The following is a 14237-nucleotide window of genomic DNA, read 5'->3' on the forward strand; positions in this document are numbered from 1 at the left end:
CGCCGGACAGGGCCCCCGACCGCCCGGGAGGAACGATGAGCACCACCCATGCCGCCACACCGCCGCTGCGCCCGGCCGCCGCACCGCGACCGACCGAGACGCCCGAGTGCGAGGGCTCGACGTCCGCGGGCATCTCGACGCCGGAGGCCGTCGAACTGCACACCGCCTGGCCCGGCTGGATCCCGCTGCTCGTCATCGCCGTGCTGGTGATCTGCTGCGTCGGCTTCGCGGTGGGGCGCATCGCGGGCTGGTGAGGCCCGGCCGGTGCACAGCCCGGCCCCCGCGCGGCCGCCCACCCATCCGCCGTGCCGGGTGCACCGAATCCCGGGCGTGAGCAACCACCCCTCCCAGCCCCCTCCGCACCCCCGACCGCACCGCGCCCGCCTGCTGCGGGCCGGCGCGGCCGCGACGGCCGGGCTGGCCGCGGCCACCGCCGCCCTCGGAGCCGGCGAGCTGCTCGCCGCCCTCACCGGCCCGGACACGGCGCCCGTCATCGCCGTCGGCTCGACGGCGATCGACCTGACGCCCACCCCGCTCAAGGAGTACGCCGTCCGGACCTTCGGCACCGACGACAAGCCGGTCCTGCTCGGCGGGATCCTGCTGACCACGGCCCTGCTCGCCGCCCTCGCCGGACTGCTGGCCGCCCGCCGCCCGGCGTACGGCGCCGGGGTCTTCGGCGTCTTCGCCCTCGCGGGCGCCTGGGCCGCGGCGTCCCGCCCGGACGCGCACCCGGCGGCTGCCGCGCCCGCCCTGTCGGCGGGTCTGGTCGGCGCGGCCGCCGTGCTCGCGCTGGCACGCCTGCTGCGGACCACCGGGCCCACGTCGGTGACTGCCGCCGCGGCGGCCGTACCCGCCGGGCGAGCGGGGAGCAGCCGCCGGACCGTCCTGGCCGCCACCGGCGGCACGGTCGTGGCCGGCGCACTCGCCGGCGTCGGCGGCCGCACGCTGTCGGACCGCCGCACCGACGTCGCCGCGGCCCGGGACGCCGTCCGTATCCCGCCCGCCGCGGACCCGCTGCCGCCGCCCCCGGCCGCACTGCGGCCCAAGGTCGCGGGCCTGTCCCCGTTCGTCACCCCGAACGCCGACTTCTACCGGGTGGACACCGCCCTCACCCTCCCCCGCATCGACCCGCGGCAGTGGGCCCTGCGGATCCACGGCATGGTCGACCACCCGCTCCTGCTGACCTTCGACGACCTGCTGCACGAGCCGCTGGAGGAGCTGGACCACACGCTGTCCTGCGTCTCCAACGAGGTCGGCGGGCCCTACGTCGGCACCACCCGCTGGCTGGGCGCCTCCCTGCCCGCCCTGCTGCGCCGGGCCGGCGTGCGGCCCGGCGCGGACCAGCTGGTCGGCCGCTCCCAGGACGGCATGACGATCGGCACCCCGCTGGAGTCGGTCCTCGACGGCCGGCGCGCGCTGCTGGCGGTCGCGATGAACGGCGAGGCGCTGCCCGTCGCCCACGGCTTCCCCTGCCGCAGCATCGTCCCGGGCTTCTACGGCTACGCCTCCGCGACCAAGTGGCTCGTCGACCTCGACGTCACCACCTTCGCCGCGTTCGACCCGTACTGGGTGCGCCGCGGCTGGGACCGCACCGGGGCCGTCCGGACGGCCGCGCGGATCGAGGTGCCGGCGCCGTTCGCCCGCGTCCCGGCGGGCGAGGTCACGGTGGCCGGCACCGCCTGGGCGACCCACCGGGGCGTCGCCGCCGTCGAGGTCCGCGTCGACGGCGGCCCCTGGCGGCAGGCCCTGCTCGCCGCCGACGGCGGCCCCGACCTGTGGCGGCAGTGGAGCCACACCTGGGCCGGCGCCACGCCCGGCACCCACCGGCTCGAGGCCCGGGCCACCGACGCCACCGGCGCCGTCCAGACCGAGGAGCGGGCCACCCCCTTCCCGGCGGGCGCCACCGGCTGGCACAGCACCGTCGTCACGGTCACCTGAGCGGGCCCGGCATGCCCACGAACCCCTCGCCTCCGGAGCCCTCGCCCCAGGACCCCCCGCCCCAGGACCCCTCGCCGCCGGACCCCTCGCCGCCGGACCCCTCGCCGCCGGACCCCTCGCCGCCGGACCCCTCGCCGCCGGACCCCTCGCCGCCGGACCCCGAGGAGCGTCCGGCCGTGCTGCTCGTCCTGCCCGGGGGCCGCGCCGAGAGCCTCGACCCACCGCCCAGACTGGGCCTGGCCAGGCTCCGGATGCGGGTGTTCGCCGCGGCCGTGCGCCGCCGCGTCGGCGACGCCGCGCTCACCACGGCCGAGGTGCACTACCGCCACCGCGGCTGGAACGGCCCGCAGGCGCACCCGGTCGCCGACGCCCGCGCGGCCGTGCGGGAGCTCGTCGCGCACGCGCCCGACGTCCGGATCGTCCTCCTCGGCCACTCGATGGGCGGCCGGGCCGCCCTCGCCGCCGCCGACGAGCCCCAGGTGGTGGGCGCGGTGCTCCTGGCGCCGTGGTGCGAGCCCGTGGACGGGGCGGAGCACCTGCGCGGCCGACGGATCGTCGTCCTCCACGACCCGGCGGACCGGGTCACCAGCGCCCGCAAGTCCCGCGCCTTCGCCACCCGGGCCGCGCGGGCCGGCGCGGACGTCCGCTACCTCGACGTGCCGCGCGGCGGCCACGCCATGCTCGCCGGGGCCGGGGACTGGCACCGCCTCGCGGCCTCGGCCGTCACGGCGCTGCTGGCCGCGGGACCGCTGCCCGGAGCGCCCCCGGACGCGCCCGCACCCGGCCTGACACCCGGCTGACCGCGCCGACGGTGACCTGTCGGCGATCTGTGAGCGGCCGCGCCGAGGCTTGGCACACCCACTCCCCGTGGGGACACCGCCGGTCCTTCGAACGCCCAGGAGCCACCCCTATGCCGTCCGTACCCCTGCCGTGGAACGTGCACCGACCGCCCCGCGCCGACGGGCAGGTCGTCCTGGTCACCGGCGGCAACGCCGGGATCGGGTACTTCATCGCGGAGCAGCTGGCCACCACCGGAGCCACCGTCGTGCTCGGCAGCCGGAGTCCGGCGCGTGCCGAGGCCGCCCGGGCCGTGATCCGCGACCGCGTGCCAGGCGCCCGGGTCCGCACGCTGCAGCTGGACCTCGCCGACCTCCCGTCGCTGCGCACCGTGCCGGACGCCCTCGGGTCACCCCGCCTCGACGCGGTGGTCCTCAACGCCGGGGTCGCGCTCGACGATCCGCCGCGGGTGGAGACCGCGGCCGGCCACGAGCTGATGTTCGGCACCAACCACCTGGGGCACTTCGCGCTGACCGGGTGGCTGATGCCGCTCCTGGCAGCCGCCCCGGCGGCCCGCGTGGTGACCATCGGCAGCTTCGCGGCGAAGTCCGAACACCTGGACCTCGCCGACCCGCACTCCCGGCGGGACTACGTGCCCAAGCGGGCCTACGCGCGGTCCAAGCTGGCGCAGATGCACGCCGGCCTCGAACTCGACCGCCGTCTGCGCGCGGCCGGCAGCACGGTGGCGAGCGTGCTGGCCCACCCCGGCGGGGCCCTGGACTCGCTCACCCCGGCACGCCCGCCCGTGCACGCCCGGACGCCCGGCACCGCGCTGCGCGGGGCGCCCGCCGCCGTGCTCCTCCAGGGCAAGCACGCCGGCGCCTGGCCCGCCGTGCGGGCGGTCCTCGACCCGGCGGTGCGCGGCGGCCAGCTGTGGGGCCCGCGCGTCGCCGGCCTGCGCGGCAGGCCCCGGCTGGAACCTCGCTGGCGCACCCTCACGGACACCGCCGTCGCGGCGCACCTGTGGGACCTCAGCCGCGACCTGACCGGCGCCGACCCCGCCGCCGACCCCGGCACCGGCCCGCTCCGGCACCCACGGTGACCCGGGGCCGCGGCCGGGCCGCACCGCGGGGCTGCGCGCGGCGGGGCGGGCGGATCCCGTAGGGTCGGGCGAATGGCGAAGTACTTCGACGTGCATCCAGAGACCCCGCAGGCCCGCACCATCGGCACCGTGGCCGACAGTCTCCGCGCGGGGGCCCTCATCGCGTACCCGACGGACTCCTGTTTCGCCCTGGGCTGCGCCATGGGCAACCACGAGGGCCTGGAACGGATCCGCTCCATCCGGCGGCTCGACGACCGCCACCACTTCACCCTGATGTGCGAGAACTTCGCCCAGCTCGGGCAGTTCGTCCACATCGACAACGCCGTCTTCCGCGCCGTCAAGGCGGCGACGCCCGGCAGCTACACCTTCATCCTCCCGGCCACCAGGGAGGTGCCCCGCCGGCTGATGCACCCCAAGAAGAAGACCGTCGGGGTCAGGATCCCCGACCACGCCGTCACCCGCGCCCTGCTCGCCGAACTCGGCGAACCGCTCCTGTCCAGCACGCTCCTGCTGCCCGGCGACGCCGAACCCATGACCCAGGGCTGGGAGATCAAGGAGCGCCTCGACCACGTGCTCGACGCCGTCGTCGACTCCGGGGACTGCGGCACCGAGCCCACCACCGTGGTCGACTTCTCGGACGGGACGCCGCAGATCGTCCGTCAGGGCGCCGGGAACCCGTCGCGGTTCGAGTAGCACCCGCTCGACGCCCCCCGGGCGCGGACCCGACGGCCCGTTCAGTGCTTCCGCGTCAGACGGCCCAGGACGCTCGGGCCGCGGGTCGTCTCCCAACGCGACCGCGCCTGGCGGATCACCGTGTCCCACTCCTGGCGGACCTCGTTGTCCGGGGGGCGCTCGCCGCGGCCGATCCGGTCGAGCTCCTCCTGCACCTCCCGTCCGAGCGCCGCCGAGGACACGGCCACGAACATCGCCCCGAACAGGGCGGAGAGCATCGCGAACACCGCCCCGATCGCCCCGTAACGGTTCGTGGTGGAGTTGAAGAGGTACGGCAGGTAGACGCTCATGGCCACCGAGTAGCCGGCCAGCAGGGCCGCCCCGATGAAGCCGAACGGCATCAGGTCGCCCCTGCTGATCCGGGCGGCGGACAGCAGCCGGCCGCTCCAGACGAGGAAGACCGCCGTCACCGGGGCCACCAGGAGGGACGCGCCCAGCTCCAGCGTCCCGCGGCCGAGCACGGCGTGGACCCAGCCGCTCAGCGCGGCGTACCCGGCCAGCAGGGCGATCCACTTCAGACCGTTCACCGTGTTGCGCACGCTCAGGGGATGCAGCTCCCAGCCCTGCTCGAAGAGCCGCTGGGCGGCCCGCGCGAAGCTCAGCGCCGAGACGAGCAGGAAGGCGAGGCCGAAGAGCCCCACGCTGCTCCAGCCGCCCGACGAGGAGAGGATGTGGCGGACGGCTTCGGCGCCGTCCTGGGTGAGGGCGTAGCGGTCGATGACGCGTTCGGCGACGTCCTTGCCACCCAGCCGGACCACGAGGGAGCTGCAGACGATGGCCAGCGGCACCAGCGCGGTCAGCGCGGCCGAGGCCAGGGCCATCGAGCGGTCGAAGCCCACGAGCCGCTGGAACCGGCCGAACACGCGCAGCGCGAACGCCGGGCGGAGCCAGAAGGTCGCCGTCCGCAGCACGGTCTCGCGGGTGATCCGTGTCGTGTGACCCTCCGGAGTGGCGGCGACGAGGTGTCGTCGGGGGGAGCGGGTGTGGTCGGCGGGTGCTCCCGCGGGCCCTCCGGTCCGCGCGGCGGCACCCCGCCGGGGCCATCCTGCCGCCCCGGATCCCGATCGACCCCGGCAACCCGCCGCACGGGCGCCGCCCTCGGTCGCCGTCACCCGTCCGTCCCGACCGCGCCGGAGGCCCCGCACCGGGGCGGGCAACGGGCCCGCCCCGGTGCGGGGCCGTGGCTCAGCCGGCGAGTTCGGCCCGGAGGCGGCGGGCCGCGCCGACCAGGCTGTCCAGCGAGGCGCGGGTCTCCGGCCAGCCCCGGGTCTTCAGGCCGCAGTCGGGGTTGACCCAGAGGCGCTCGGCCGGGATCGCCGCCAGCCCGGCGCGCAGCAGTTCCACGGCCTCCTCGGTGCCGGGCACCCGCGGGGAGTGGATGTCCCAGACGCCCGGGCCGACCTCGCGGGGGTAGCCGGCGGCGGCGAGCTCACCGGCGACCTGCATGTGGGAGCGGGTGGCCTCCAGGGAGATGACGTCCGCGTCGAGGTCGTCGATGGCCGTCATGATGGCGCCGAACTCGGCGTAGCACATGTGGGTGTGGACCTGGGTGTCGGCGCGCACCCCGGAGGTGGCGAGGCGGAACGCCTCGGTGGCCCAGGCCAGGTACGCCGGGCGGTCGGCGGCCCGCAGCGGGAGGGTCTCGCGCAGGGCGGGCTCGTCGACCTGGACGACGGCGGCGCCGGCGGCCTCCAGGTCGACGACCTCGTCGCGCAGGGCGAGGGCGACCTGCCGGGCGGTGTCGGCGAGCGGCTGGTCGTCGCGGACGAAGGACCAGGCGAGCATGGTGACCGGCCCGGTGAGCATGCCCTTGACCGGGCGGTCGGTGAGGCCCTGGGCGTAGCGGAACCAGTCGACGGTCATCGGGTGCGGCCGGGAGATGTCCCCGGCGAGCACCGGCGGGCGCACGTAGCGGGTGCCGTAGGACTGCACCCAGCCGTGCCGGGTGGCGAGGTAGCCGGTGAGCTGTTCGGCGAAGTACTGGACCATGTCGTTGCGTTCGGGCTCGCCGTGGACGAGGACGTCGAGGCCGGCCTTCTCCTGGAAGGCGATGACCTCGCGGACTTCGGCCTCGATGCGCCCGCGGTAGCCGTCGGCGTCGATCCGCCCGGCGGCGAGGTCCGCGCGGGCAGTGCGCAGCTCGGTGGTCTGCGGGAACGAGCCGATCGTCGTGGTGGGCAGCAACGGCAGTCCGAGGCGGGCGCGTTGGGCCTCGGCGCGCTGCGGGTAGGCCTGCGGGCGGCGGGCGTCGGCCGCGCTGACGGCGGCGGCCCGGGCGCGGACGGCCGGGTCCCGGGTGATCGGGGAGCCGGCGCGCGAGGCGAGGTCGGCGCGGTTGGCGGCGAGGTCGGCGGCGATCGCGCCGGTGCCCTCGCGCAGGCCGCGGGCGAGCAGGGCGGTCTCGGCCGTCTTCTGCCTGGCGAAGGCGAGCCAGCGGGCGATCTGCGGGTCCAGGTCCCGTTCGGCGGTGGCGTCGAGGGGGACGTGCAGCAGCGAGCAGGAGGTGGCGACGTCGACGCTGCCGGCGAGGCCGAGCAGGGTGGCCAGGGTGGCGAGCGACTTCTCCAGGTCGTTGATCCAGATGTTGCGCCCGTCGACCACGCCGGCGACGAGCCGCTTGCCGGGCAGCCCGCCGACGGCGGCGAGGTCGTCCAGGTTGGCGGCGGCGGGGCCGGTGAAGTCCAGGGCGAGGCCTTCGACCGGGGCTGCGGCGAGCACCGGCAGGGCCGCGCCGAGGCGGTCGAAGTAGCTCGCGACGAGCAGCCTGGGCCGGCTGGTGAGGGCGCCCAGCTCGCGGTAGGCGCGGGCGGCGGCGTTCAGCTCGGCCGGGGTGCGGTCCTGGACGAGCGCGGGTTCGTCCAGCTGCACCCACTGCGCACCGGCCGCCTGCAGTTCGGCGAGCAGTCGCGCGTAGACGGGCAGCAGCCGGTCGAGCAGGGTGATCGGCTGGAAGTCCTCGGCGACGCCGGGGGCAGGCTTGGCGAGCAGCAGGTAGGTGACGGGGCCGACCAGCACCGGGCGGGCGTCGTGACCGAGGCCGAGGGCCTCGCGCAGCTGCGCGACCTGGTGGTCCGGGTCGGCGGTGAAGACGGTGTCGGGGCCGAGTTCGGGCACCAGGTAGTGGTAGTTGGTGTCGAACCACTTGGTCATCTCCAGCGGAGCGACCTCCTGGGTGCCGCGCGCCATGGCGAAGTACCCGTCGAGCGGGTCGGCGTCGACCGCGGCGCGGTGGCGGGCGGGGACGGCGCCGACGGCGACGGTGGTGTCCAGCACGTGGTCGTAGAGCGAGAAGTCGCCCGTGGGGACTTCGTGGACGCCGGCCTCGGCGAGCTGCCGCCAGTTCTCCCGGCGCAGGTCGGCGGCGGTGGCGAGCAGGGCGTCTGCGGTGACGGCGCCCTTCCAGTACCCCTCGACCGCCTTCTTGAGCTCCCGGTCGCGGCCCTGGCGGGGGTAGCCGTGGGTGGTGGCGCGGGTTGCCGCGGCTGCGGACTTCGTCGTCAAGGGACTCTCCTTCGCGAGTCTGCTTCCTCTGGTCCCCGGGGACGGGACGAGGGTGCGAAGGGGTGCCCGACCGGGCGCGGCCGCGGGCGCAGGGATGCGCCGGACCCGCCTGGTGTGCACGCCGACCCGCCCACGAGGTCACCGGGATGTCCGCGCGCGATCGGTCGCGTGCGGGCAGTGGCAGGTCTTCGGACTCGCGGGCGCGGCCGCCCTGGTCAGGGCGGTCACCTACTGGCCGTCGCTTCCCAGGCCCGTCCGGGCCCAGTGCGTATGACGGCGGTCGTTCCCACTCACCGCTGCGGGGCAGTCCCGGAATGGCCACGTGAATGGCGTCACCGGGTTCCCTCTTGCGACGCGCCTGCCTGGCGGACAGGGCGAACCAGCTGCCCGGCCAGCCTAGTGCGAACCCGCGGCCGGGGGCGCGGAAATCCCACCACGTGTCCACGGGGTGAGACGTGGCCGGTCCCCCGGCGGCACCGGCCGTCGCGGCGGCCGTGGAATCCGCCCACCGCGACGGGCCCGACCGCACTCCGACGCGGCGCTCGACCCGCCGTTCGACCGCGGGTCCCCGCAGCTCCGGCGTGCGCTCGTACGCCGACGGCCCAGCCGTGAGGGGATCCCGGCGGGCCGAGCCCGGTCCGCGGACGCGCCGGAGGGCACGGCCCCGGCGTCCGGTCACCGTCACCCGAACGGCGGCTGCCCGTATCCGAGCGCCGGGCCGTCGCGTTGGTACGGCACCAGCTGGTGGGCCGACATCCGACCGCTCTGGTACCACCCGACGACGACAGCGGCAGAAGAGGGCGACATGCTCCAGATCTCAGTCGAGGACTCCGAGATCGGCCCGGGCGAGGCCCACCGGTGGCACCTGGTCCCGTTGACCGGCGGCGACCCCGCCCCGCGCCGGATGACCGGTTACAACCAGGCGAAACATTTCACCGTGGCCCAGCACGCCCAGAGCGTCGACGAGCCGATCCGCTCCTACGTCGCGGCCAGCTTCGAACTGGCCGGTCCGGTCGACCTGGACGCGCTGGCGGTCGCGCTGCTCCACCTGGTGCGGCGTCACGAGGTGCTCCGGGCGGTCTACCAGCCGCTGGGCGGGGACCTCGGCTGCGAGGTCCTGTCGCCCGGGGAGGTGGCCCTCAAGCACGTCTACGCCGGCCCGTTGGAGACGCCCGCGGAGGTCGAGCGCCACCTCCACGACGCGTTCAAGGAGGTGGACACCCTCTCCTGGCCGCTGATCACCATGGGCGCGGTGGTGCGGCCGGAGTCGACCACCGTCTGGTTCTCCTGCGACCACCTGGTCACCGACGGCCTCTCCAGCGCGATCGCCGTCAACGACATCACCACGGCCTACCGGAGCCTCACCGCGGCCGGAACCGCTGCCGGAGCCGAGGCCGACCCGGTCCGCCCGGCACGCCCGGCCCGCACCGAGGATGCGGCCCAACAGCCGGGCAGCTACCTGGAGTTCAGCCGCGGCCAGCGCCGGGCCAACCGCGCCATGCGCGCCGACGACGCGCGGCTGGACTACTGGCGGGCGTTCCGCGACCGCAACGGCGGCCTCTTCCCCCGCTTCCCGCTCGACCTCGGCGTCCGGCCCGGCCGGCTGTACGCGCCGACCGCCGGCACCGAGCGCCTGCTCAGCGCCCGCCAGGCCGAGGCCTTCGGCACCGCCTGCCGGGCCCGCGGCGGGCGGCTGTCGATGGGGCTGCTCGCCGGGCTGGCGATCGCCCTGCGGCAGGAGGGCGGGCCCGAGGTCTACCGCGGCCTGGTGCCGGTCAACGAACGCGGCCGGGGCGTCTACGCGGAGTCGATGGGGTGGTTCATCAACACCCTGCCGATCGAGTTCCCGGTCAGGCCGCGGGCGGGCTTCGGCGAGGTGCTGACCGCCGCCCAGGACGCCTACGGGCAGCTGCAGGCCCACGCCGGGGTGCACTTCGTGAAGGCCTGGCGGCTGCTCGCCCCCGCCGAGTACGCGCGGCTGCACTACTGGCCGCACGCGGTGAACTTCTACTCCTACATCGACTTCCGCCGGCTGCCCGGTGCCGACCGGCACGCCGCCCAGCGGGCCCGCCTGCACGTCTGGGTCTCGGGCTGCAACGGACTGCTGCAGTGGCTGCACCGCACCGACGACGGTCTGTTCGTCAACACCATCCACGTCGACACCCCGCAGGCCCGGGCCACCAACCGGGCCCTGCTGGACGGCTTCACCCGCGTGCTCACCGACGCCTCCTGACGCACCGGCGCGCCCGTCCGAGCCCCGATCCCGCCCCTCCGCCCCTCCGCCCCCGGCCCGCCACCGACGGGCCGGTCCGCCATCCGGCCGCAGCGATTGCCCCGCCCTCCGCACCGAGTGAGCATCGTCACATCAGGTGACGTGGCGTCACCCTGTGCAGCGAGAGGAATCGACGAATGAGGGCATGGCTTCGAGCCGGCGCGGTGGCCGCTCTGCTCACCCTGGTGTCCGCGGGGCAACCGGCCGCGGCCGCGGGCGGCGCGTGGGGGCACGGCGACGACCACGGCGGCGACACCGCCCGGTGTGCGCCGGGTGTCCCGCTCGGTCCGGACGGCCCGGACTTCTACGAGCCGCCGTCCCCGCTGCCGGACGGCCCGCACGGCACCCTGATCTGGGCCCGGCAGGTCCCCGCCCCGGAGCACGCGCACGCCTGCCGGATCCTGTACCGCTCCACCCTCCACGACGGGGCCGCCGTGGCGGTGTCCGGCCTGGTGGTCTGGCCCGACGGCCCCTCCTCCCCCCGCGGCGGGCGCAACGTGGTGGCCTGGGCGCACGGCACCGTCGGCGGCCCCCGCCAGTGCGCGCCCTCGGCCGCACCGGACCCGGCCGTCAACCTGATCGACTACTTCAGCTACCAGAGCCCGTACTCGATCGACGTCGGCATCCCGGCGCTGACCGACTTCCTGGCCGCCGGCGACGTCGTGGTCGCCACCGACTACCAGGGGCTGGGCACCCCCGGCGTGCACCAGTACGTGGTGGGCGCGACCGAGACCCGCAACGTGCTGGACTCCGTCCTCGCCGTCCACCGGCTCCGGGAGGCGCACGCGGGCAGCCAGACGGCCGTCCTCGGCTGGTCGCAGGGCGGCGGCGCCGGGCTGTTCGTCGGCCAGGACGCCTCCGGGTACGCCCGGGGGGTCGACCTCGTCGGGATCGCCGCGCTGGCCCCCGCCGCCGACATCGGGCCGGAGCTCGAAGGACAGGTGCTGCCCGGCCCCCGCAGCGACTCCTCCGAGTCCCACAACGCGGCCCTGCGGATCAACCTCTACCGCGGCTTCCTCGCCGCCTACCCGGAGCTGCAGGCCTCCGGGGTCCTCAAGCCGGCCGGGATCGAGGCCCTCCAGGGCGACGCCACCGCCTGCATCGAGCACTTCGCCGACGTCATCCAGAACAACGTGGGCGACACGCACCAGCTGGACACGCTGTTCCAGCCGATCAGGGACGTCCCCCGGTCCTGGCGCGACCGCTTCCACGAGAACACGCCCGGCTACACCACCGGCCTCGCACCGATCCTGGTGATGCAGGGCACCGACGACACCGTGATCAACCCGCACTCCACCGAGCAGTACGTCAGGCGCGCCTGCGGCTTCTCCCAGCCGGTCGAGTACACGACCTACCAGGGCGCCACCCACAACACCGTGCCCTTCGTCGCCCAGCAGGAGTACCTGAGCTGGATCGCCGACCGGTTCGCCCACCGGCCGGCCCCCGGCAACTGCTGACCCGCCCCTCCCCCTGCCCCCCTGACCGAGGTGCCCCGGCCCGTCGCGCCGGGGCACCCGGCCGTTCGCGGCGCCGCCCGGATCCGGAGGCCGTCCGCCCGACGCCCGCCCGACGAGGCCCCGCGCACGCCTGCCCACGGGCCGTCCGCCGGGCCCCGGGGCCATACAACGGCCGGTCCGGTCAACGTTTACATTTCCGGAAACGGTCTGCATAGTGACGCGTCGACACAGTGACGGATCGACAGATCCGCAGGTCGAGCGGGGAGGACCCTTTCTTGTCCCAGATCAACGAGGCCGGCGCGCGCGAGGTGGAACGCGAGCGGGCCGAGGTCGCCGTCATAGCCGGGCTGTTCGACGAACGGCTCGCCGGCACCCGGGAGGAGCTGGCGCGCGTGCTCGCCTCGACGTCCGACGGCGCGGGCGAGGTGTACGAGCGGGAGGTGGCGGCCGGGCGCCTGGCGACGGAGGTCCGCCGGCTGGAGGGGGCCGAGGGCGGGCTGGTCTTCGGCCGGATCGACCTGGCGGACGGCACCGTCCTGCGGATCGGACGGCTGGGTCTGCACCGGGACACCGACGAGCTGCCGGTGCTGGTGGACTGGCGCGCCGAGGCCGCGCGGCCCTTCTACGAGGCGACGCCCGTCCACCCCATGCGCCTGCGCCGGCGCCGCCACCTGCGGACGGCGGACCGCACCGTGGTCGGGGTGAGCGACGAACTGCTCGACGGCTCCGAGCCTACCGCCCACGACGTGGTCGGCGACGGCCCGCTGACGGCCGCGCTCCAGGAGCGGCGGACGGGCCGGATGGGGACGGCGGTCGCCACCCTGCAGGCCGAACAGGACACCATCGTCCGCTCGCCGCACCGCGGGGTCACGGTCGTGCAGGGCGGCCCGGGCACCGGGAAGACGGTGGTGGCGCTGCACCGCGCCGCGTACGTGCTGTACGCCTTCCCGAAGGCGGCCGAGCGCGGCGTGCTGGTGCTCGGGCCGAACGCGCGGTTCCTGGACTACATCGGCCAGGTGCTGCCCTCGCTCGGCGAGAACGACGTCGTCCTGGCGACCTGCGAGGAGCTGGCCGGCGTCGTACCCGGCGCGGCGGACGCCTTCGAGGCGGCGCGGCTGAAGGGCGGCGCCGAACTCGCCGACGCGCTGGCCGCCCTGGTCCGCGCCCGGCAGGCCCCGGCCGACGGCTTCGAGGTCCGGGTCGGGCAGGAGTGGATCCGGCTGCCGGACGGCGACGTCGCCCAGGCCCGGCGGGCGGCGCGGGCGGGCGGCCGCGCGCACAACCCGGCGCGCCGGCTGTTCAAGGAGCTGGTGGTCGACGCCCTGGTGCGGGAGCTCGCCCGCAGCAGCGCCGACGCCCTGGAGCAGATCGACGCCGAGGTCGCGCAGCTGACCGGCCTCGACCTCGACCGGGTCGCGGCGGCGGACCTGCGCCGCCTCGGCGTCGACGCCGCGCCCGCCACCGGCGCCGACGAGTTCGACGCCGACGCCGTGCGTGCCGAGCTGCTGGAGGACGCCGCGCTCGACCGCGCCGTCGAGGAGCTCTGGCCGCGGCTGACGCCCACCGGGGTGGTCGACGCCCTGCTGGCGGGCGACGACGGGGCGGCCGGGCACCTGCCCGGGTTCACCGACGACCAGTGGGCCCTGCTGCGACGGGCGCCCGACGCCCCCTGGACGGACGCCGACGTGCCGCTCCTCGACGAGGCCGCGAGCCTGGTCGACGGGCCGCCCGCGCGGGTCTTCGGCCACGTCGTCGTCGACGAGGCGCAGGAACTCACCGCCATGCAGTGGCGGATGGTGGTGCGCCGCTGCCCGGGCAGGTCGATGACCCTGGTCGGGGACTTCGCCCAGGCCGGGCCGGCCACGACGGCCCGGGACTGGCACCAGGCGCTCGGCCCGCACCTCGGCCCGCGCTTCGACCTGCGCACCCTGACCGTCAGCTACCGCACCACCCAGGAGATCCTCGCCGGCACGGAGGAGCTGCTCGCCCGGATCGCCCCGGACCAGCCGGCGATCCGCTCCATCCGGCACGGTGAGACGCCCCGCGCCCTCGCCACCGCCCCGGGGTCGCTCGTCGCCGAGCTCCTGCGGGAGCTGCGGGCGCAGCACGCCGCGCACCCCGGCGAGCTGGTCGGCGTGGTCTGCGCCGACGGCCGGGCGGAGCAGCTCGCGGCCGCGGGCGTCGAGCGGCACGCCGTCCTGGTCCCGGCCTCGCAGGCGCGCGGCCTGGAGTTCGACGCCGCCGTCGTCGTCGACCCGGACGGCATCACCGCCGCCCGCCCGGGCGGGGAGCGCGACCTCTACGTCGCACTCACCCGGGCCACCAAGCGGCTGTGCACGGTCACCGTGCCGTCGGCCTGAGCGCCGCGGCCTGGGCCCCGCCGACCGCGCCACGCCGACCGCGGGTCGCCGACGGCGCGCTGCGGGGCCCGCTTCTGCTGCTGCGTGGGTGACGTCGC

10 protein-coding genes and 1 riboswitch are annotated in these 14237 nt (G+C 76.2%); of the genes, 8 read left to right on the forward strand and 2 right to left on the reverse strand.

Annotated elements, in window-relative coordinates; genetic code table 11:
• Positions 1–35 precede the first annotated feature (35 nt).
• From AB0N04_RS21375 to AB0N04_RS21395, 5 genes are all read left to right on the forward strand, one after another.
• The gene (locus AB0N04_RS21375; protein ID WP_360221128.1) at positions 36–254 is read left to right on the forward strand and encodes a DUF6480 family protein; all 219 of its coding nucleotides are present in this window, start codon (positions 36–38) and stop codon (positions 252–254) included.
• A 76-nt stretch (positions 255–330) separates the two neighbouring features.
• Positions 331–1938, forward strand: a complete 1608-nt coding sequence (locus AB0N04_RS21380) for a molybdopterin-dependent oxidoreductase (protein ID WP_360221126.1) — start codon at positions 331–333, stop codon at positions 1936–1938.
• Between the two features lie 176 nt (positions 1939–2114).
• Positions 2115–2738: an alpha/beta fold hydrolase gene (locus AB0N04_RS21385; RefSeq protein ID WP_360221123.1), complete on the forward strand. Its 624-nt coding sequence runs from the start codon at positions 2115–2117 to the stop codon at positions 2736–2738.
• Between the two features lie 110 nt (positions 2739–2848).
• Complete coding sequence (locus AB0N04_RS21390) at positions 2849–3817, forward strand: SDR family NAD(P)-dependent oxidoreductase (protein WP_360221120.1); 969 nt, start codon at positions 2849–2851, stop codon at positions 3815–3817.
• 72 nt (positions 3818–3889) lie between these two features.
• Positions 3890–4510 carry an L-threonylcarbamoyladenylate synthase gene (locus tag AB0N04_RS21395; protein WP_360221117.1) on the forward strand — a complete coding sequence of 207 codons (621 nt, stop codon included), beginning with the start codon at positions 3890–3892 and terminating at the stop codon, positions 4508–4510.
• A gap of 41 nt (positions 4511–4551) precedes the next feature.
• Here AB0N04_RS21395 and AB0N04_RS21400 read toward each other — a convergent pair whose 3' ends face one another.
• Both AB0N04_RS21400 and metE read right to left on the reverse strand, forming a co-directional pair.
• Positions 4552–5460, reverse strand: a complete 909-nt coding sequence (locus tag AB0N04_RS21400) for a hypothetical protein (protein WP_360221114.1) — start codon at positions 5458–5460, stop codon at positions 4552–4554.
• A gap of 274 nt (positions 5461–5734) precedes the next feature.
• Positions 5735–8050 carry a 5-methyltetrahydropteroyltriglutamate--homocysteine S-methyltransferase gene (gene metE / locus AB0N04_RS21405; protein WP_360216833.1) on the reverse strand — a complete coding sequence of 772 codons (2316 nt, stop codon included), beginning with the start codon at positions 8048–8050 and terminating at the stop codon, positions 5735–5737.
• 178 nt (positions 8051–8228) lie between these two features.
• Positions 8229–8432: riboswitch (cobalamin riboswitch) on the reverse strand.
• Positions 8433–8855: 423 nt separating this feature from the next.
• On the opposite strand from metE, the gene AB0N04_RS21410 reads away from it, so the two are divergent.
• From AB0N04_RS21410 to AB0N04_RS21420, 3 genes are all read left to right on the forward strand, one after another.
• Complete coding sequence (locus AB0N04_RS21410) at positions 8856–10283, forward strand: condensation domain-containing protein (protein WP_360216830.1); 1428 nt, start codon at positions 8856–8858, stop codon at positions 10281–10283.
• 176 nt (positions 10284–10459) lie between these two features.
• Positions 10460–11779 carry a lipase family protein gene (locus AB0N04_RS21415; protein WP_360216827.1) on the forward strand — a complete coding sequence of 440 codons (1320 nt, stop codon included), beginning with the start codon at positions 10460–10462 and terminating at the stop codon, positions 11777–11779.
• A gap of 275 nt (positions 11780–12054) precedes the next feature.
• Positions 12055–14139 carry an ATP-dependent DNA helicase gene (locus AB0N04_RS21420; protein ID WP_360216824.1) on the forward strand — a complete coding sequence of 695 codons (2085 nt, stop codon included), beginning with the start codon at positions 12055–12057 and terminating at the stop codon, positions 14137–14139.
• Positions 14140–14237 lie beyond the last annotated feature (98 nt).

Source organism: Kitasatospora sp. NPDC051702 (assembly GCF_040681575.1).
Classification (GTDB): domain Bacteria; phylum Actinomycetota; class Actinomycetes; order Streptomycetales; family Streptomycetaceae; genus Kitasatospora.

Coding starts and splice junctions, on each gene's coding strand:
- AB0N04_RS21375 (WP_360221128.1), top strand. CDS start 36: ATGAGCACCACCCATGCCGCCACACCGCCGCTGCGCCCGGCCGCCGCA.
- AB0N04_RS21395 (WP_360221117.1), top strand. CDS start 3,890: ATGGCGAAGTACTTCGACGTGCATCCAGAGACCCCGCAGGCCCGCACC.
- AB0N04_RS21415 (WP_360216827.1), top strand. CDS start 10,460: ATGAGGGCATGGCTTCGAGCCGGCGCGGTGGCCGCTCTGCTCACCCTG.
- AB0N04_RS21410 (WP_360216830.1), top strand. CDS start 8,856: ATGCTCCAGATCTCAGTCGAGGACTCCGAGATCGGCCCGGGCGAGGCC.
- AB0N04_RS21390 (WP_360221120.1), top strand. CDS start 2,849: ATGCCGTCCGTACCCCTGCCGTGGAACGTGCACCGACCGCCCCGCGCC.